The organism is Acuticoccus sp. I52.16.1, from assembly GCF_022865125.1.
Classification (GTDB): Bacteria; Pseudomonadota; Alphaproteobacteria; order Rhizobiales; family Amorphaceae; genus Acuticoccus.
Genome location: NZ_CP094828.1, coordinates 60,587 through 78,720 on the forward strand (window position 1 = coordinate 60,587; position 18,134 = coordinate 78,720).

18 protein-coding genes are annotated in these 18,134 nt (G+C 69.6%); 12 read left to right on the forward strand and 6 right to left on the reverse strand.

What is annotated here, in order from left to right; all coding sequences use genetic code 11:
- Positions 1-4 precede the first annotated feature (4 nt).
- Genes MRB58_RS00305 through MRB58_RS00320 form a run of 4 tightly spaced genes read left to right on the forward strand, consistent with a single transcriptional unit; the run spans position 5 to position 3,611 of the window.
- Complete coding sequence (locus tag MRB58_RS00305) at positions 5-1,678, forward strand: nitrite/sulfite reductase (RefSeq protein ID WP_244779620.1); 1,674 nt, start codon at positions 5-7, stop codon at positions 1,676-1,678.
- A complete protein-coding gene (locus tag MRB58_RS00310; protein WP_244779621.1) occupies positions 1,665-2,069 on the forward strand; it encodes a DUF934 domain-containing protein in 405 nt (134 codons plus the stop codon). The genes MRB58_RS00305 and MRB58_RS00310 overlap by 14 nt, the downstream gene beginning before the upstream one ends.
- 18 nt (positions 2,070-2,087) lie before the next feature.
- A complete protein-coding gene (locus MRB58_RS00315; RefSeq protein ID WP_244779623.1) occupies positions 2,088-2,867 on the forward strand; it encodes a ferredoxin--NADP reductase in 780 nt (259 codons plus the stop codon).
- A gap of 36 nt (positions 2,868-2,903) precedes the next feature.
- On the forward strand, positions 2,904-3,611 hold the full coding sequence (locus MRB58_RS00320) for a phosphoadenylyl-sulfate reductase (protein WP_244779625.1): 708 nt from the start codon (positions 2,904-2,906) through the stop codon (positions 3,609-3,611).
- A gap of 115 nt (positions 3,612-3,726) precedes the next feature.
- Here MRB58_RS00320 and MRB58_RS00325 read toward each other — a convergent pair whose 3' ends face one another.
- From MRB58_RS00325 to MRB58_RS00350, 6 genes are all read right to left on the reverse strand, one after another.
- Positions 3,727-4,575 (reverse strand): fumarylacetoacetate hydrolase family protein, encoded by an 849-nt coding sequence (locus MRB58_RS00325; protein WP_244779627.1) that lies wholly within the window; start codon positions 4,573-4,575, stop codon positions 3,727-3,729.
- A gap of 132 nt (positions 4,576-4,707) precedes the next feature.
- On the reverse strand, positions 4,708-5,505 hold the full coding sequence (gene kynA, locus MRB58_RS00330; protein ID WP_244781853.1) for a tryptophan 2,3-dioxygenase: 798 nt from the start codon (positions 5,503-5,505) through the stop codon (positions 4,708-4,710).
- A 35-nt stretch (positions 5,506-5,540) separates the two neighbouring features.
- Positions 5,541-6,761 (reverse strand): kynureninase, encoded by a 1,221-nt coding sequence (gene kynU, locus MRB58_RS00335; protein ID WP_244779629.1) that lies wholly within the window; start codon positions 6,759-6,761, stop codon positions 5,541-5,543.
- 101 nt (positions 6,762-6,862) lie between these two features.
- Entirely contained in the window at positions 6,863-8,389 is a 1,527-nt protein-coding gene (locus MRB58_RS00340) for a Ppx/GppA phosphatase family protein (protein ID WP_244779631.1), read from the reverse strand.
- Positions 8,390-10,654 (reverse strand): RNA degradosome polyphosphate kinase, encoded by a 2,265-nt coding sequence (locus MRB58_RS00345; RefSeq protein ID WP_244779633.1) that lies wholly within the window; start codon positions 10,652-10,654, stop codon positions 8,390-8,392.
- Between the two features lie 35 nt (positions 10,655-10,689).
- Positions 10,690-11,352, reverse strand: coding sequence for a chromosomal replication initiator DnaA (locus MRB58_RS00350; RefSeq protein ID WP_244779634.1), 663 nt, complete (start codon positions 11,350-11,352; stop codon positions 10,690-10,692).
- A 204-nt stretch (positions 11,353-11,556) separates the two neighbouring features.
- Between MRB58_RS00350 and purM the strand changes: the two genes are divergently transcribed.
- From purM to MRB58_RS00390, 8 genes are all read left to right on the forward strand, one after another.
- The gene (gene purM, locus MRB58_RS00355) at positions 11,557-12,591 is read left to right on the forward strand and encodes a phosphoribosylformylglycinamidine cyclo-ligase (protein ID WP_244779636.1); all 1,035 of its coding nucleotides are present in this window, start codon (positions 11,557-11,559) and stop codon (positions 12,589-12,591) included.
- Positions 12,576-13,193: a phosphoribosylglycinamide formyltransferase gene (gene purN / locus MRB58_RS00360; RefSeq protein WP_244779638.1), complete on the forward strand. Its 618-nt coding sequence runs from the start codon at positions 12,576-12,578 to the stop codon at positions 13,191-13,193. Before purM ends, purN begins: the two co-directional genes overlap by 16 nt.
- Before the next feature lie 267 nt (positions 13,194-13,460).
- Complete coding sequence (locus MRB58_RS00365) at positions 13,461-14,309, forward strand: transporter substrate-binding domain-containing protein (RefSeq protein WP_244779640.1); 849 nt, start codon at positions 13,461-13,463, stop codon at positions 14,307-14,309.
- An 81-nt stretch (positions 14,310-14,390) separates the two neighbouring features.
- Positions 14,391-15,134, forward strand: a complete 744-nt coding sequence (locus MRB58_RS00370; protein WP_371747218.1) for an amino acid ABC transporter ATP-binding protein — start codon at positions 14,391-14,393, stop codon at positions 15,132-15,134.
- A 36-nt stretch (positions 15,135-15,170) separates the two neighbouring features.
- Complete coding sequence (locus MRB58_RS00375) at positions 15,171-15,860, forward strand: amino acid ABC transporter permease (RefSeq protein WP_244779642.1); 690 nt, start codon at positions 15,171-15,173, stop codon at positions 15,858-15,860.
- Complete coding sequence (locus MRB58_RS00380; RefSeq protein WP_244779644.1) at positions 15,860-16,525, forward strand: amino acid ABC transporter permease; 666 nt, start codon at positions 15,860-15,862, stop codon at positions 16,523-16,525. The genes MRB58_RS00375 and MRB58_RS00380 overlap by 1 nt, the downstream gene beginning before the upstream one ends.
- Before the next feature lie 19 nt (positions 16,526-16,544).
- Positions 16,545-17,474, forward strand: coding sequence for an N-carbamoyl-D-amino-acid hydrolase (locus tag MRB58_RS00385; RefSeq protein ID WP_244779646.1), 930 nt, complete (start codon positions 16,545-16,547; stop codon positions 17,472-17,474).
- Positions 17,471-18,133 carry a flavin reductase family protein gene (locus MRB58_RS00390; protein ID WP_244779649.1) on the forward strand — a complete coding sequence of 221 codons (663 nt, stop codon included), beginning with the start codon at positions 17,471-17,473 and terminating at the stop codon, positions 18,131-18,133. The genes MRB58_RS00385 and MRB58_RS00390 overlap by 4 nt, the downstream gene beginning before the upstream one ends.
- Position 18,134 lies beyond the last annotated feature (1 nt).

Genomic DNA, 18,134 nt, shown 5'->3' on the forward strand with positions numbered 1-18,134 from the left:
AACCATGTACCAATACGACGGATACGATCAGGCGTTCGTCGCCGCGCGCGCGGCCGAGTTCCGCGACCAGGTGGCGCGCCGCATCGCCGGCCAGCTCTCGGAAGACGAGTTCAAGCCGCTGCGGCTGAAGAACGGCCTCTACCTGCAGCTCCACGCCTACATGCTGCGGGTCGCGATCCCCTACGGCACGCTGTCGGCCGCTCAGATGCGCACGCTGGCCCACCTGGCGGACAAATATGACCGCGGCTACGGCCACTTCACCACGCGCCAGAACATCCAGTACAACTGGACGCAGCTGAAGGACGTGCCGGACATGCTCGACATTCTGGCCGAGGCCGGGATGCACGCGATCCAGACGTCGGGCAACTGCATCCGCAACGTCACGACCGACGCCTACGCCGGCGCGGCGGGCGACGAGTGGCTGGACCCGCGCGCCACGTGCGAGCTGCTGCGCCAGTGGTCGAGCGCGCATCCCGAGTTCGCCTACCTGCCGCGCAAGTTCAAGTTCGCCGTGATCGGCGCCGCCGAGGACCGCGCGGCGATGAAGTTCCACGACATCGGCCTGGTGGCGAAGCTGCCGGCGGACGGCGGCACACGCCCGGACTACGACATCTGGGTCGGCGGCGGGCAGGGACGCACGCCCCGCGTCGCCCAGCTGTTCGAGGCGGACGTGCCGTTCGAGCGGCTCCTGCCGACCCTCGATTCCATGCTGCGCGTCTACAATCTGCACGGCCGGCGCGACAACAAGTTCAAGGCTCGCATCAAGATCCTCGTCGCCGAGATGGGTCTCGAGGAGTACCAGCGGCAGGTCTATGACGACATGGCGCTGCGCGACCTCTCCATCTTCGACGTCGCCGCCGAGGAGTACGACCGGATCGCCACCCACTTCGACCTCGCCCAGGTCGCCCCGCTGGCCGACCTCACGGTCGAGGGGACGGGCGCGTTCGGCGATTGGCTGAGCCAGAACGTCATGGCGCACAAGGTGCCGGGCTACGCGGCGGTCTCGGTCTCGTTCAAGGCGCGCGGGGCGATCCCGGGCGACGCGACGGGCGAAGACATGCGCACGCTGGCCGACCTAGCCGAGCGCTTCTCGCACTCCGAGCTGCGCGTCACGCACCGCCAGAACGTGGTGCTGCCCTATGTCGCCAAGTCCGACCTCGCGGCCGTCTACGAGGCGCTGGTCGAGGCCGGCCTCGCCACCGCCAATGTCGGCCTGACGAGCGACATCATCGCCTGTCCGGGGCTCGACTATTGCGCCCTGGCGACGGCCCGCTCGATCCCGGTCGCGCAGGCACTGTCGGAGCAGATCTCGGCCGTCGAGGCAGCGGCCCGCGCCAATGGCGAGGACCCGTCCGGGCCGACGATCAACATCTCCGGCTGCATCAACGCCTGCGGCCACCACCACGCGGCCAACATCGGCATCCTCGGCCTCAACAAGGCCGAGAAGGAGAGCTACCAGATCACCCTCGGCGGACGGGCCGACGAGCACGCCAGCGTGGGCGAGATCCTGGGCCCCGGCTTCTCCGCCGAGGAAGTGCCGGCGGTGGTCGACCGCATCATCGCCACCTGGAAGGCCAACCGCGACGCGGGCGAGTCCTTCTCCGACACCTACCGACGCGTCGGCAAGGCCGTCTTCAAGACCGCCGTCTACGAGGAGCCTCTCAATGTGGCTGCTTGATCACGAGGGCGGGCTGGCCCGCCACGACACCATCGAGCTGGGCCTCGAGCTGGCCGGAGACGACGTGCCGCAGACCCTGCCGATCGAGCCGACGGTGACCGTGCGGCTCGGCGGCTATGCGGACGGGCGGGGATTCTCGGTCGGTAACAGCTTGCGGGCGAAGGGCTACCAGGGGCGCCTGATCGCCGCCGGCCCCCTCGTCCCCGACCAGGCGCGCCATGCCTTCCAGTCCGGGTTCGACGCGGTCGCGATCGAGGATTCGGAGATGGAGCGTCAGGGCGAAGCGGCTTGGGCCAACGCAATGTCACTGACGGTCCGCGAGTTGTATATGCCTAGGCGCGGCAGCCGTGGACCAGAGCACGGCATCTGGGCCGCGCGTCACGGTCAGTAACACGGAAAAAGACATCAGATGGCAGCGATCCCGACGGAAACCGTCCTCTCGACCCACCATTACACGGACGACCTGTTCTCGTTCAAAACCACCCGGCCGTCCTCGTTCCGCTTCCGCTCCGGCGAGTTCGCGATGCTGGGGCTGATGGCGGACGGCAAGCCGCTCCTGCGCGCCTACTCGATCGCCTCCCCCAACTGGGCGGACGAGTTGGAGTTCTACTCCATCAAGGTGCCGAACGGCCCGCTGACCTCGCGCCTCCAGCACATCAAGCCGGGCGACGAGATCCTGTTGAAGCCGAAGGCCACCGGCACCCTCGTCCACGACGCGCTGGTGCCGGGCAAGAACCTGTGGCTCGTCTCCTCGGGCACCGGTATCGCCCCGTTCACCTCGGTGGCGCGCGACCCGGAGACCTACGAGCGCTTCGAGCAGGTCATCCTGGTGCAGACGTGCCGGCAGATGGCCGAGCTGCAATACGGAATCGACATCGTCGACGAGATCCGCAGCGACGAGATGCTGTCCGAACTCGTGGGCGACCGGCTGAAGCACGTGGCCACCGTCACGCGCGAATCCCCCGGCCCCAACACTCTGGAAGGCCGCTGTACCGACCTCATCCGGTCCGGCGATCTCTTCGAAGTCACCGGGACCAGTCCGTGGTCGCCCGAAGACGACCGCGTCATGATCTGCGGCTCCACCGCGATGCTGACCGACACGCGCGAACTGTGCGAGGCGGCCGGGCTCGACGAGGGGTCGAACTCACAACCTGGACGATTCGTCGTCGAGAAGGCGTTCGTGGGCTGACCGCCCGCCGTCTTCCGGACTTTTCAGGAGAGCGCCATGCTCGACATTCCCCAGCGCTCGGTCGAGGCTCGCGCCGCCGACCTCGACGCTCGCTACGGCGACCTCGCCCCGGCCGAGCTGATCGGGACCATGGCCTATCACTTCTTCCCCGACCGGTTGGCGCTGGTCTCGTCGTTCGGGGCGGATTCCATCACGATGCTGTCCATCGTCGCCGAAGTGGTGCCGGACCTGCCGGTGCTCTTCCTGCAGACCGGCAAGCACTTCGACGAGACGCTGCGCTACCGCGACGAGGTGGTGAAGCGCCTCGGATTGACGAACGTGGTCGACCTCTACCCCGAGCCGCTGGCGCTCGCGCAGGACGACCCCGACGGGATGCTGCACAAGCGCGATCCCGACGCCTGCTGCGCGATCCGCAAGGTGCACCCGCTGAACCGCGCGCTGAAGCCCTACGACGCGTGGATCACCGGCCGCCGCCGCCACCAGACGTTCGCACGGCGTCAGCTGCCGATCGTCGAGGCGGACGGCACGCACATCAAGCTGAACCCGATCGCCACCTGGAGCCAGGACGACGTCGACCAATATATCGACGAACACGACCTGCCGCGGCACCCGCTTGTGGCCGAGGGTTACCCGTCGATCGGCTGCGCCCCCTGCACCGCCCGCCCCGCCGCCGGCGAGGACGCGCGCGCCGGCCGCTGGAGCGAAGCCGGTAAGACCGAGTGCGGCATCCACTGGATGCGCTGAGCGCCGCCTGCCGGCCCCCTCGGCGCCGGTCGTCGCTGGGATGCGAGGCGGTCCTTCCGCCTCGCGGATGAGCCGGACCGGGCCGCCGGGCGGCCCGCGAGCCGGCCCTTGTCGCTCAACGCTCGGCGACGATGCGATTGGTGAGCGTGCCGGCCGCGCCGACCATGACCTCGACCACGTCCCCATCCTTCAGCCACACCGACGGGGTGCGCCGCTCGCCGACGCCGCCGGGCGTGCCGGTGGCGATCACGTCGCCCGGCGCCAGCGGGGTGAACTGGGAGCAGTAGGCGATCACGTCGGGGATCGAGAAGATGAGGTCGGCGAGCGAGGCCTTCTGCATCGTCTCGCCGTTGAGGCGGGTCTCGATCGGCAACGCCGCCAGGTCGCCGATCTCGTCGGGCGTCACCAGCGCGGGGCCGAAGCCGCCGGTGCCGGGGAAGTTCTTGCCCGGCGTGAACTGCGCGGTGTGGCGCTGGAAGTCGCGCACCGAGCCGTCCATGAACGGGGCATAGCCGGCGACGTGGTCGAGCGCGTCCTCCGGCTTGATGTTGCGCCCGCCGCGGCCGATGACCAGCGCCAGCTCGCCCTCGTAGTCGAGATTGTCGGACACGGCCGGCTTGATGATCGGCGCACCGTCGGCCACCAGCGAATCGGCGAAGCGGGTGAAGATCGTTGGGTGGCCGACCTCCTTGCGCCCGGTCTCCTCGCGGTGCGCCACGTAGTTGACGCCCACGCACAGGACCTTGCCCGGCTCCGGGATCACCGGCAGCAGCGTCACGTCCGACAGCGCGAACTCCGCCTTGCGGCCGACGATGGCGCGCGCCGCTTCGTCGAGGAGGTCCTCCGCGATCGCCTCGCGCAGCGTGTCGATACCGGGAATGAGGCGCGCGAGATCGACGATCCCGCCGTCCACGAGGGCACCGAAGGACGGCCGGCCGAGCCGAACATAAGAGACGAAGCGCATGGGGATCTCCTCGAGCGTGATGGCGTGGCCGCGTCCGGCGTGGCGTGCCGGATGGCGGACCGCTCGAAGGCTCTAGCGCGCAAATGCGCCGAGCGCGACCTCTGCGGGCGGCGGCGGAGAAAGATTGCGCCGCTACATCGCGGTGCGCACCTCCCACAGCTCCGGGAAGAGCACCACGTCGAGCATCTTGCGCAGGTACGACACGCCCCCCGTCCCCCCCGTTCCGCGCTTCAGGCCGATGATGCGCTCCACGGTGGTGACGTGGTTGAAGCGCCAGCGGCGGAAATAATCCTCCAGATCGACCAGCTTCTCGGCCAGCTCGTAGAGTTCCCAATAGGTCGCGGGCGCGGCGTAGATCGTCCGCCACGCCTCCAGCACCGCTGGGTTCGCCTCGCGCGGAGTGCGCCACTCGGTCCGCGCGGCGTCGGCGCCGACGGCAAAGCCGTGGCGCGCGAGAAGCAGCAGCGCCTCGTCGTAGAGGCTGGGAGCGGCGAGGATCGCCTCCAGCTTGGCGACGATCTCCGGCCGGTGGGCGTGGGGGCGCAGCATCGCGTGGTTGCGATTGCCCAGCAGGAACTCGATCGCGCGGTACTGGTAGGACTGGAACCCGGACGACTGACCGAGCGCGCCGCGGAACTCGGTGTACTCGCTCGGGGTCATCGTGCGCAGGACGTCCCAGGCCGAGTTGAGCTGCTCGAAGATCCGGGCGACGCGCGTCAGCATCTTGAACGCCGGCTGCACGTCACCGCGGTGGATCGCGGCGCTGGCGGAGCGGATCTCGTGTACCGCGAGCTTCATCCACAGCTCGCTCGTCTGGTGCTGGACGATGAAGAGCAGCTCGTCGTGCGCGTCCGACAGCGGCGATTGCGCACCGAGCACCTGGTCGAGCTTCAGATAGTCGCCGTAGGACATGCGCTCGGCGAAGGACATCTCCGCCCCCTCGCCCGCCGGATCGTAGGGCCCCGTCACGTGACGCGCGCCCGGGTGCGGTACTCCGGCCGGTCCCACAGCGCCTCGGACATGACGGCCTCCAGAACGACGACCGCGGCGAGCACGTCCGCCTCGTCGATATAAAGGGGTGCGAAGCCGAAGCGGAGGGCGTCGGGAGCGCGGAAATCGCCGATCACGCCGCGGGCGATCAGCGCCTGGCAGATGGCGTAACCCTGCGGATGACGGAAGGAGACCTGGCTGCCGCGCTGTGCCGGATCGCGCGGCGAGGCGAGCGTCAGCGCCGGGCAGCGCGCCTCCACCTCGGCGATGAAGCGTTCGCACAGCGCGATCGAGGCGCGGCGAATGTCGGCGAGGCGGACGCCGTCCCAGACGTCGAGCGCGGCGTCGAGCGCGGCGAGGCCGATGATCGGCGGGGTGCCGACGCGCATGCGCGAGACGCCCGCGCCGGGGCGGTAGTCGAGGTCGAAGGCGAAGGGCGCCGCGTGGCCGAGCCAGCCGGAGAGCGCCGGGCGCGCGACGTCCGCCCACCGCGGCGCCACGTAGATGAAGGCCGGCGCGCCGGGGCCGCCGTTGAGGTACTTGTAGGTGCAGCCGGCGGCGAAGTCGGCCCCCGCACCGGCGAGGTCGATCGGCAGCGCGCCCGCCGAGTGGGCGAGGTCCCACACGGCGAGCGCGCCGGCGGCGTGTGCCTTGGCGGTCAGCCGCGCCATGTCGTGCAGGCGGCCGGTCCGGTAGTCGACTTCCGTCAGCATCAGGACCGCGACGCTGTCGTCGATGGCCTCCTCCACCGCCTCCGGCGCGACGATGCGCAGCTCGTGCCCGCGGCCCAGCGTGTCGATCAGGCCGCGCGCCATGTAGAGATCGGTCGGGAAGTTGCCGTCGTCGGACAGGACCACCTTGCGCTCCGGCCGCAGGTCGAGCGCGGCAGCGAGCGCCTGGAACATCTTGATGGAGAGCGTGTCGCCCATCGTCACCGTGCCGGCGGCGGCGCCGACGAGTGGCGCGATGCGGTCGCCGATCCGCTCGGGCGCGGCCATCCAGCCGGCATCGTTCCAGCCGCGGATGAGGCGCTGGCCCCACTCCTCGCGCATCATCGTGGCGACACGTTCGGCGGCGCCCTCGGGGAGCGGACCGAGCGAGTTGCCGTCGAGGTAGATCACCCCGGCGGGCAGGTCGAACTGAGCCTTGGTCGCCGAAAAGTCCGTCCCGGCGTCCATCACCGTGCCACGCAACATCGCCCCTCCCGCGCCGGCTACCGACGAGGCGGCGCACACGCCGCCCCGCGCGACGACACGCCCAAACGTGCCGCCGATCAAGCCCTTATCGCCGAGCGCCGTCAGCCGGCGTGGATGCGCCCCTCCAGGCCGGCCAGCTTGCCCAGCTGGCGCATGCGCCGCAGCGGGCGCTCGCCGTCGAACACCGCCATCTCGGCCGGCAGCCGCAGGACGAGGTTGCCCTCCTCCTGCACGATGGTGGTCTTGGGCAGCACGTCGGCGATGCCGGGCGCCAGCACGTAGGCGACCCGCAGGATGGCGGCGATCACCTTCGCGCGCTCCAGCAGCCGGCCGGAGCACAGCGTGGTGGCGTCCGGGCTGGCGCCGGGGTTCTCCGGCCCGCCGTAGCGGTCGTTCAGCACCTGGGCGAGGAAGCCGCGGCCCGGGTGGTCCACCCCGTAGAGCGCCACGTTAGAGATCACCGCCAGCGCCTGGTCGGCCCGGTAGTCCGGGTGCGAGCGCCAGGAGATGTCCGACAGCAGGCAGGCCCCGATGCGAAGCCGCTCGTCGGTATCGCTCTCCTCGAAGCCCATCGCGTCGAGGCAGGCCTTGGAGAAGTCGACCAGCTCGGCCGAATGGCGGGGCGAGCGGTTGCGCAGGATGGCGAGTTCCTCGGCCGCCAGCACCAGCGGATCGCGGTTGCGTTCGGCCTCGGGCAGCGCCTCGTAGATCATCCCCTCGCGCACACCCAGCGAGGAGGCGACGATCGTCTTGGGCTGGCCCAGCGCGATGAGCGCGCGCATGACGACGGCGCCCCACGGCACCAGCGCCCGCCGACCCTTGGAGACGACGTTGCCCTTGTCCATCGCGTCGAGGCCGTGCTTGAGCACCTCGTCGCAGAAGTCGGCCATCTCGTTCGCGTCGACGGCATACTGATGCATGATCGAGATGGGGTAGCCCGTCATCGCCATGTGCAGCTTGACGAGCGAGCGCCACGTTCCGCCGACCGCGTAGAAGTTGCGGCCCTGGCAGGCGAGGAGCGGCTCGGAACGGGAGAGGATATCGCGCGAGATCGACGCGCCGGTGGCGAGCTGGCTCTTGGCGTCGCCGCGCAGGCGCAGCGTGCCGAGCGGGTAGCTGTCCCCGTCGCCGACCCCTTCGGCCGTCACGTCGATCAGCTCCAGCGACCCGCCGCCGAGGTCGCCGACCACGCCGTCCGGCCGCCAGAAGCCGCACAGGACGCCGGAGGCGGCCATCTGCGCTTCCTCCGCGCCCTCGAGCACGCGCACCTTGATGCCGGAGATCGCCTCGATGTCGCGGATGAAGGCGGCGCCGTTGGAGGCGACGCGCGCCGCGGCCGTGGCGAGGATAGTCACGTCCGACACGTCCGCCGCCTTGGTGACGGCGATGAAGCGGCGCACGGCGATAAGCGCGCGGCCCATCGATTCCTCGGTCAGGCGCCCGTTGTCGACGAGCCCCTCCCCGAGCGCGGCCAGCACCTTCTCGTTGAACAGGACCGTCGGCGCGCGGGAAGCGCGCTCGTAGATCACGAGGCGGACGGAGTTGGAACCGACGTCGATGACGGCGATCCCTTCGCCCAGGCGGGTCCCCCGCGAAACCGCGAGGGCGCGAGACAGATCGACCACCATCTAGTCCATGAACGGCGCGAACGCCTTGGGTTTCTGGAGTTCGCCCGCCTTGCCACGACCGGACAGGGACGGGTTGGTCATGAAGTATTTGTGCGCGTTCACACGCTCCTCGTCGTCCACGGGCCGCACGCGGCGGTGGCTGCCGTCGGGATAGATCGTCCAGCTCTGCTCATTATCGCGCAGCGACGCAACCATAATTTGGTCGAGAATTTGTTGGTGCACCGTGTCGTTGTCGATCGGGGCGAGGGTCTCGACACGGCGGTCGAGGTTGCGGGGCATCAGGTCCGCGGACCCGATGTAAACCACCGCATCGCGCGACGGCAGCGCCGAACCGTTGCCGAAGCAAAAGATGCGAGAATGTTCGAGAAATCGACCCACGATCGATTTCACCCTCACATTCTCCGAGAGCCCCGAAACGCCCGGACGCAAGCAGCATATGCCGCGCACGACGAGGTCCACCTCCACCCCGGCGGAGGACGCCTCGTAGAGCTTGTCGATGACCGCCGGGTCGACCAGCGAGTTCATCTTCATCCACACCGCGCCCGGCCGGCCGGCCCGCGCATGGGCGATCTCGGCGTCGATATGGTCGAGGATGCGCTTGCGCAGCGTGATCGGCGAGACGGCGAGGCGGTTCAGCTCCGCCGGCTCCGCATAGCCGGTGATGAAGTTGAAGATCCGCGCCGCGTCGTGACCGATCTCCGGATCCGCGGTGAAGAACGAGAGGTCCGTATAAATCTTCGCCGTGATGGGGTGGTAGTTGCCGGTGCCGATGTGAGTGTAGGTGGCGAGCCTGCCGCCCTCGCGGCGCACGACCATGGAGAGCTTGGCGTGCGTCTTCAGCTCGAGGAAGCCGAACACGACCTGGACGCCGGCGCGCTCCATGTCCTTGGCCCAGCGGATGTTGGCCTCCTCGTCGAACCGCGCCTTGATCTCGACCAGCGCCGTGACCGACTTGCCGGCCTCCGCCGCCTCGATCAGCGCCGCGACGATGGGCGAGTTGGAGGAGGTACGATAGAACGTCTGCTTGATGGCGACGACGTCCGGGTCCTGTGCGGCCTGGCGCACGAACTGGACCACCACGTCGAACGATTCGTACGGGTGGTGGATCACCATGTCCTTGGTGCGGATCGCGGCGAAGACGTCCCCGCCCGCGTCGCGCACGCGCTCGGGGAAGCGCGGGGTGTAGGGCTGGAACTTCAGGTCCGGCCGGTCGAGGCCGACGAGCTGGCCGAGGTCCTTCATCGCCAACATGCCGTCGACCATCATCTGCGCGCTCTCGCCGACACCGAGGCGCTCGCGGATGAAGGCCCGCAGGTCCTCCGGCATCGCGCTCTCGATCTGGATGCGGATGACGTCGCCGCGGCGGCGCCGCTTCAGCGCACTCTCGAAGGTGCGAACGAGGTCCTCCGCCTCTTCCTCGATTTCGAGGTCGCTGTCGCGCACGACGCGGAAGACGCCGGTCTCCAGGATCTCGTGCGCCGGGAACAGGCGGTGAAGGTGCACGCGGATGGCGTTGGCGAGCAGGATGAAGCGCTGCGGCTCTCCCTCCGCGGTGCCCGAGACGCGCACGAAGCGGTCCACCTGCGCCGGGATACGCACGATGGCGACGCGCGCGTCCCCCTCCGGCGCCTTCAGCGAGAGGGCGAGCGAGAGGTTGAGGTTGGGGATGAAGGGAAACGGGTGCGCCGGATCGATCGCGAGCGGCGTGAGCACCGGGAAAATGTGTGTCAGGAAGGTCTGCTCGAGGTGGTCCCGCTCGCGCTCGGTGAGGTCGCCGGGCTCGACGATCTCGATGCCTTCCTTGACGAGGTCGCCGCGCAGCTCCGCGAACTGGCGTTGTTGCTCGCTCTGCAACTTGGCGACGGCCTCGTTGATCTTGTTGAGCTGGCCGGACGGGCTGAGCCCGTCGGCGCTGACCGCGTCCACCCCGGCGCGCTGCTGCGCGATCAGGCCGGCGACGCGCACCATCAGGAACTCGTCGAGGTTGTTGTCGGAGATGGAGAGGAAGCGCAGCCGCTCCAGGAGCGGATGATTGGTGTTGGCCGACTCCTCGAGGACGCGCTCGTTGAAGCCGAGCCAGGAAAGCTCGCGGTTGGTGAAGCGGTCCGGACTGCCGGTCAGGGCCGCGTCCAAGTCGTGGGGGGTGGGGTGATGGTGGGACCCGCTCGCCTCGCCGCCGTCGGCACCCTCGGGGGTGTCGACGAAGGTCGTCGCGCTCGTGTCCGAAGGCGCGCGCGGCGCCTCCTCCGTGTCAGAGATCGCCATGTTCGCCCTCGGCCTCGGTGTGGCTGTCAGCGGGCCTATGGCACAATGTCGTCGGCGTTTGAACCGCCTGTTTTCAAGACTCGTGCAGCAAGCGGCCGAGTGGGTCCCCGCTGCTCCGCCAGGGCCACACGGTCGATCTGGCCGACCATGCGCACGGCGGCGTGCAAGGTGCGCTCCAGCCGCGCCATGAGGAAGGCGACGACGGCCGGATCCGCCGGCAACTGGCGGGCGTGGAAGGCCTCCACGAGGACGCGGCGCAACATCGCGTCGTCGGGCGGCTGCAGCACCGTCTCGGGCGTGGCGCGCAGGCGGGACTCGAGATCGGGCAGAGCGATCCCGGCGCGCGAGCGGGCCGTCAGCAGCAGCGTGGTGCCGGCGGCGCGCACGGCGTTGATGAGGTGGAAGAGCGCGCGCTCGTCCGCCCGGTCCGCGTCGTCCACCACGACGGGGCCGCGGGCGAGCCGGAGCACGTCGACCGCGGCCAACGCCTCGCCGGCGACCAGCGTGGCGCCGGCGTGCTCGGCGAAGACGCGGGCGAGGTGGGACTTGCCGCTCCCCTCGCCGCCGCGCACCATCGCCACCGGGTGCGCCCAGCGCGGCCACTCCTCCACGAGCGCGAAGGCGGCCGCGTTGCAGGGCGCCACGATCGTGGCGTGCGGTGCGTCTTGCGATCCGAGATCGAGCGCGAGCTGTTCCATCAATGCCCCACGGTGACGCTGCGACTTAGGCGCGGATACCCTAGCCGCCGGCGGGCGCTTCGCGATTGGCTGAACGATAGGCTCACCGCTTTCAACACCGTTTGCCCGATTGCCTGTTGACAACCTGTGCGGCACTTGGCCCGTTCGCCCTTTCCTCTCGGCGCGAACCGTGGCAGGTCGCGGGCGACATTTCGGAAGGCATCGATGAACGACCCCCGTGCACGCTACGCCGCCGCCGGCGTGAACGTCGAGGCCGGCGATTCGCTGGTCGAGCGGATCAAGCCGGCCGCCAAGTCCACCGCGCGGCCCGGCTGCGCCCCGGCGCTGGGCGGCTTCGCGGGCCTCTTCGACCTCGGCGCCGCCGGCCACGGCGATTCGCTCCTCGTCGCCTCGACCGACGGGGTCGGCACCAAGCTGCGCCTCGCGGTGGAGACCGGGATGCACCGCGGCGTCGGGATCGACCTCGTCGCGATGTGCGTCAACGACGTGCTCGCCCAGGGGGCCGAGCCGCTGATGTTCCTCGACTACTACGCCACCGGCAAACTCGAGGTCGAGGCCGCGGCCGAGATCGTGGAGGGCATCGCCGAGGGCTGCCGGCAGGCCGGGTGCGCCCTGGTGGGCGGCGAAACTGCGGAGATGCCCGGCCACTACGCGCCGGGCGATTACGACCTCGCCGGCTTCGTCGTCGGCGCCGTGCCGCGCGACCGGGTGCTGCCCCAGGGCGTCGCGGCGGGTGACGCGCTGATCGGCCTCGCCGCATCGGGCGCGCACTCCAACGGCTACTCGCTGATCCGCCGCCTCGCCGCCGACAAGGGGTGGGACCTCTCCGCCCCGTTCGAGGACCAGACCCTCGCCGAAACACTGATGACGCCGACGCGGATCTACGTGAAGCCGGTGCTGGCGGCGGTGGCGGCACATCCGGTGCATGGCATCGCCCACATCACTGGCGGCGGCATCACCGGCAACGTCCCGCGCATGCTGACGGCGGACCTCGCCGCCGCGATCGACCGCACGGCGCTGCCGCCGAGCAAGCTGATGGCCTTCCTCGCCGAGCAGGGCGGCCTGTCGCCGGACGAGATGGAGGCGACCTTCAACTGCGGCACGGGCCTCGTGATGGCGGTGGCTCCGGAGGCGGCGGACGGCGTGATCGCCGACCTGGAAGCCGCCGGCGAGACGGCCGCGCGGATCGGAACGGTGGTGGCGCGCGAGGGCGATGGGCCGCAATGCCTGATTTCGTGACGGACGCGGACGGGCGCGTTCCGATCGCGGTCTTCATCTCGGGCCGCGGCAGCAACTTCGCCGCGCTCGCCGAGGCGGCGGACGACGCGGCATTCCCGGCCCGCATCGTCCTCTGCCTGTCCGACAAGCCGGACGCCAAGGGCCTCGACATCGCGCGACAGCGGGGGATTGCCGTCGCCACGCCGACGCGGGCCGACTACGAGAGCCGCGACGCGTTCGACGCCGCGATGGAGGCCGAGGTCGTGGCCGCCGGGGCGCAGCTCATCTGCCTCGCCGGGTTCATGCGCATCTTGGGGCGGGCGTTCGTGGAGCGCTGGGAGGGCCGGATGCTGAACATCCACCCCTCGCTGCTGCCGGCCTACCGCGGGCTCGACACGCACGCCCGCGCCCTCGCCGACGGGGCGCGCGAGCACGGCGTGACGGTCCACCTCGTGACCCCCGGCCTCGACGAGGGGCCGATCCTCGCCCAGGCGCGCGTCCCGGTGCTGGCGGACGACACCGCCGAGACGCTGGCCGCCCGCGTTCTCGCCGAAGAGCACACGCTCTACCCCGACGCGCTCGCCGCCTACGTCCGCGGCGCCGAACCCCGCCCCCAGGGCTGACGCGCGCACGGCACGCCGACCTCCAATCACCTCCGCAGGCACGGCGCCCCCTCCTCGGGCACCATGGCACGGCGGTCCCCTCGCCTGTTTCATGGTGAAACCCGAGCCCCCGCGGCGTTCCCACCCGGGATAATCGCGTCGCGGCCGGGGATTGGCATGCCATCGGCACGCAAAATGCAAGGGGCTCTCCGATTGGTTCCGGCCCGAGGACCCGCCGCGGCGGCGCCCTCCGCACCCGCGCCGGACGAACGGGAGAGGAGAACTCCGATGACACCTGCCCTCAAGGCGACGCTCATTGCCGCCGGCCTCGCCGTGCCGCTCATCGCCGCGCCCCTTGCCGCCTCGGCCCAGTCGCTCAAGACCGGCGTCGACGGCACGTTCGCGCCGCACGCCTTCCCCACGCTCGACGGCAAGACCGAGGGCTTCAACATGGACCTCGGCGCCGCGCTGGGCGAGGCGCTCGGCACCGAGGTGGAGATCGACGTCACGCAGTGGTCCGGCCTCTTGCCGGGCATGCAGGCTGGCACCTACGACTTCGTCCTGGCGCCGACGACGGTGACGGAGGAGCGGGCCGGCAACATGATCTTCACCGAGCCCTACCTCAACACCGACTTCCAGTTCGTGACGAAGAAGGGCGCGCCGGAGATCACCGATCTGAAGGAGTTCGACGGCAAGGTGATCGCCGTCAACAAGGGCTCGGCCTACGACCAGTGGGCGCGCGACATCGCCGGCGACATCGGCTGGACGGTGGAGTCCTACGGCACCAACCTCGATGCGTTGCAGGCGGTGATGTCGGGCCGGGCGTTCGCCAACGTGGCGGGCAACACCAACTCGGCCTGGGCGGTGAAGACCAACCCGCAGCTCCAGCTCTCGTATCTCTACTCCACGGGCAAGGTGTTCTCGATCCCGCTGCGGACCGACAACACCGAGCTGCGCGCCAAGCTCGACATGGCGCTGGAGTGCCTGAAGGAGAGCGGCAAGCTCGCCGAGCTGCACGAGAAGTGGTTCGGCTACGCGCCGGCGGCCGATTCGGCGACGGCGACGATCTACCCCGGCGTCGGCATCCCGGACATGCCGGGCTACGACGCCACCGAGCACGAGCTGTCCTGCTCCTGAGCCTCGCGCCCGGTGTACCGGGCACCCCCGGAGCCGGCCCGCGCGGCCGGCCCGCTTTTTGTGTCACAGTGGATCGTTCAGTTGGCCACCCAGCAACCCATTCTCGACGTGCGCGGTCTCATCAAGCGCTTCGGCACGACGGAAGTGCTCAAGGGCATCGACCTCGCGGTGCACGCGCAGGAACTCGTCTTCGTGATCGGCCCGTCGGGGTCCGGCAAGTCGACCCTCTTGCGGTGCTGCAACCGGCTGGAGGAACCGACCGACGGCTCGATCCGCTTCGCCGGGCAGGAGCTCCTCGCCCATGACGTGGACATCAACGCCATGCGGCGCCGCATCGGCATGGTGTTCCAGTCCTTCAACCTCTACCCGCACATGACGGCGCGCGGGAACGTCATGCTGGCGCTGCGCAAGGTGCTGAAGCTTCCGCGCGAGCAGGCACGGGCGGAGGCGGACGCGGCGCTGGACCGCGTCGGCCTCGCCGACCGTGCCGACCATCACCCCAACGCGCTGTCGGGCGGGCAGCAGCAGCGCGTCGCCATCGCCCGCGCGCTGGCGCTCAAGCCGGAGGTGATGCTGTTCGACGAACCGACGTCGGCGCTCGACCCGGAACTGGTCGGCTCGGTTCTGGCGGTGATGCGCGACCTGAAGGCGGACGGGATGACGATGATGGTCGTCAGCCACGAGATGCGCTTCGCCCAGGACGCGGCCGACCGAGTGGTGTTCATGGACGGCGGGGTGATCGTCGAGCAGGGGCCGCCGGCGCAGATCTTCACCGCCCCGGCGCACGAGCGAACCCAGGCCTTCCTGGCGCGGGTTCTGAATTGACGCGGCGTTTCGCAGCGAGGCGCGCGGAGACACGCCATGCAGCCTGACCGCTGGTCGATCTTCCTCGACACGTTCTTCAAAGCCTCGGTGATCGACAAGTACCTTCCGTCGATCGCGTCGGGCGTCATCATCACGATCCAGATCGCGGGGCTGGTCGTGGTCACCGGGATCGGCCTCGGCCTCCTGCTGGCGCTGGTCCGCGCCTACCGGATCCGGGCGATCAACGTGCTGATCGTGGTGCTGGTGGACATGTTCCGCGCACTGCCGCCGCTGGTGCTGATCCTCGTCATCTACTTCGGCCTGCCGAACGTCGGCATCGCGCTGCCCAATTTCGTCGTCTTGTGGCTGGTGCTGATGCTGGTGCTGGCGGCGTTCGCGGAAGAGATCTTCTGGGCCGGCATCACCGCGACGCCGAAGGGGCAATGGGAGGCGGCCCGCTCCACCGGCCTCGGCTTCACGCAGACGCTGGTGTTCGTGGTGATGCCGCAGGCGGCGCGCATCACCATCCCGCCGCTGACCAACCGCACCATCGCGATCACCAAGAACACCGCGCTCGGGACGGTGATCGGCGTGCCGGAGATCCTCAACCAGGCGACGACGGCGACCTCGTTCGCCGGCAGCGCGACGCCGTTGATGATGGGCGCTGTCGCCTACCTCGTCCTCTTCATTCCGGTCGTGATCTTCGGGCGCTGGCTCGAGACGCGCTTTGCCTGGAAGCGCGCCTGATGGACCAGCTTCTCGATCAGTTCTTCAACGTGCCGATCATGCTGAAGACCTTCCCGCTCCTGGTGAAGGGACTGTGGATGACGCTGTCGGTCTGCGCCATCGTGGTGCCGGTCGGGCTGGTCGCGGGACTGCTCGTCGCGCTCGCGGCCACCAGCCAGCGCCGCTGGCTGCGCGTCCTCACCGTGCCCTATGTCGACCTCTTTCGCGCCGTGCCGCCGCTGGTGCTCCTCATCTTCATCCACTCGGGGCTGCCGTTCGCGGGGGTGAACCTGACGCCGTTCCAGTCGGTGACCTTGGCGTTCCTCCTCAACAACTCGGCCTTTTACGGGGAGATCTACCGGGCGGGACTGGAGAGCATCGGCGCGGGCCAGCGGGAGGCGGCGCGCTCCACCGGGCTGACGGTGTTCCAGACCAACCTCTACGTCGTCATCCCGCAGGCGGTGCGCAACGTGCTGCCGGATCTGCTCTCCAATACGATCGAGGTCGTGAAGCTGACCTCGCTCGCCAGCGTCGTGGCCTTGCCGGAGCTGCTCTATTCGGCGGACATGGCACGGTCTATTACCTTCAACGCCTCGCCGCTGGTTCTGGCGGCGTGCTTCTACCTCGTCCTGCTGTGGCCGGTGGTGCGGCTTCTGAGCCGCCTGGAACGCCGTGTCGCAGGCTGATCGCCCAAGGAGACCTTCATTGCGTACCGTGACCGTCGGAGCCGCGCAGCTCGGCCCCATCCAGAAAGCGGAGGGCCGGCAGGAAGTCGTCGCCCGCATGATCGCCCTCCTGGACGATGCGGCCGCCAAGGGCTGCGATCTCGTCGTCTTTCCGGAGCTGGCGCTGACGACCTTCTTCCCCCGCTGGTACATGACCGACGAGACCGAGGCCGACGCCTGGTTCGAGACCGAGATGCCGAACGCGGCGACGCAGCCGCTGTTCGACCGTGCCGCGGAGCACGGCGTCGCTATCTCCTTCGGCTACGCGGAGAAGACGCCGGACGGGCACCACTTCAACACCTCGATCCTCACCGACAAGGCGGGAACGATCGTCGGCAAGTACCGCAAGACCCACCTCCCCGGCCACGCCGAGTACGACGAGGAGCGCGCGTTCCAGCACCTCGAAAAGCGATACTTCGAACCGGGCGACACGGGCTTCCCGGTCTGGCGCGTGCTGGACGGGATCATGGGCATGTGCATCTGCAACGATCGCCGGTGGCCGGAGGTCTACCGGGTGATGGGCCTGCAAGGCGTCGAGATGGTGATGCTCGGCTTCAACACGCCGTCGGTGAACAGCCAGAAGCCCGGCGAGGGGCTGGAGCAGCGCATGTTCCACCACAAGCTCTCGCTGCAGGCCGGCGCCTACCAGAACTCCACCTGGGTGATCGCCGTGGCCAAGGCGGGCGACGAGGACGGGCACCATCTGATGGGGGGGACGGTGATCGTCGATCCCAACGGCCAGATCGTCGCCGAGGCGACGAGCGAGGCGGACGAGCTGATCGTCCACCCCTGCGACCTCGACGACACGCGCTTCGGCAAGGAGACGATCTTCGACTTTGCGCGTCACCGCCGGATCGAGCACTACGGCCTGATCACCAGCCGCACCGGCGCCGAGCCGCCCGCCCGATGAGCGCCCGCCCCACGCTGGACGGAGGCCTCGACGTCGCCCTCGCCGATCTCGCGCAGCGCGACCGCTACAAGGTGCTGTGCAGCGTCGTCATCCCGCGCCCGATCGCGCTGGTGACGACGCTCGCGCAGAACGGCGCGGTGAACGCCGCCCCCTTCTCGTTCTTCAACGTCTTCTCCGAGGCGCCGCCGCTGGTGGTGCTGGGTCTGCAGTCGCGCGAGGGGGCGATGAAGGACACCACCGCCAACGTGCGCCGCACGGGCGAGTTCGTGGTCAACCTCGTCTCGGAGGACATCGCCGAGGCGATGAACCGTTGCGCGGTCGATTTCCCGGCGGACGTCGGCGAGCTGGCCTACGCCGGCCTCACGCCGTCCCCGTCGCGCGACGTCGCCCCGCCGGCGATCGCCGAGGCGCCGGTCGCGCTGGAGTGCCGGCGGTTCATGATGGTCAACGTCTCGCAGGAGCGCGACCTGCTGGTGGGAGAAGTCACCCGCGTGCGCGCACGCCCCGGCCTGATCGACCCCGAGACGCTCTACGTCGACGTCGACGCCTACAAGCCCGTCGCCCGCCTGTTCGGCAGCTCCTATGCGACGCTGGGCGAGCCCTACTCGATGACACGCGAGGCCTACGACCCCGCCATCCACGGCACCGGGTCGCGATGAC

Bases quoted from the DNA above. Each gene is read 5' to 3' on its own strand.
- MRB58_RS00305 (WP_244779620.1), top strand. From the start codon at position 5: ATGTACCAATACGACGGATACGATCAGGCGTTCGTCGCCGCGCGCGCG.
- MRB58_RS00310 (WP_244779621.1), top strand. From the start codon at position 1,665: ATGTGGCTGCTTGATCACGAGGGCGGGCTGGCCCGCCACGACACCATC.
- MRB58_RS00315 (WP_244779623.1), top strand. From the start codon at position 2,088: ATGGCAGCGATCCCGACGGAAACCGTCCTCTCGACCCACCATTACACG.
- MRB58_RS00320 (WP_244779625.1), top strand. From the start codon at position 2,904: ATGCTCGACATTCCCCAGCGCTCGGTCGAGGCTCGCGCCGCCGACCTC.
- MRB58_RS00325 (WP_244779627.1), bottom strand. From the start codon at position 4,575: ATGCGCTTCGTCTCTTATGTTCGGCTCGGCCGGCCGTCCTTCGGTGCC.
- kynA (WP_244781853.1), bottom strand. From the start codon at position 5,505: ATGTCCTTCGCCGAGCGCATGTCCTACGGCGACTATCTGAAGCTCGAC.
- kynU (WP_244779629.1), bottom strand. From the start codon at position 6,761: ATGTTGCGTGGCACGGTGATGGACGCCGGGACGGACTTTTCGGCGACC.
- MRB58_RS00340 (WP_244779631.1), bottom strand. From the start codon at position 8,389: ATGGTGGTCGATCTGTCTCGCGCCCTCGCGGTTTCGCGGGGGACCCGC.
- MRB58_RS00345 (WP_244779633.1), bottom strand. From the start codon at position 10,654: ATGGCGATCTCTGACACGGAGGAGGCGCCGCGCGCGCCTTCGGACACG.
- MRB58_RS00350 (WP_244779634.1), bottom strand. From the start codon at position 11,352: ATGGAACAGCTCGCGCTCGATCTCGGATCGCAAGACGCACCGCACGCC.
- purM (WP_244779636.1), top strand. From the start codon at position 11,557: ATGAACGACCCCCGTGCACGCTACGCCGCCGCCGGCGTGAACGTCGAG.
- purN (WP_244779638.1), top strand. From the start codon at position 12,576: ATGCCTGATTTCGTGACGGACGCGGACGGGCGCGTTCCGATCGCGGTC.
- MRB58_RS00365 (WP_244779640.1), top strand. From the start codon at position 13,461: ATGACACCTGCCCTCAAGGCGACGCTCATTGCCGCCGGCCTCGCCGTG.
- MRB58_RS00375 (WP_244779642.1), top strand. From the start codon at position 15,171: ATGCAGCCTGACCGCTGGTCGATCTTCCTCGACACGTTCTTCAAAGCC.
- MRB58_RS00380 (WP_244779644.1), top strand. From the start codon at position 15,860: ATGGACCAGCTTCTCGATCAGTTCTTCAACGTGCCGATCATGCTGAAG.
- MRB58_RS00390 (WP_244779649.1), top strand. From the start codon at position 17,471: ATGAGCGCCCGCCCCACGCTGGACGGAGGCCTCGACGTCGCCCTCGCC.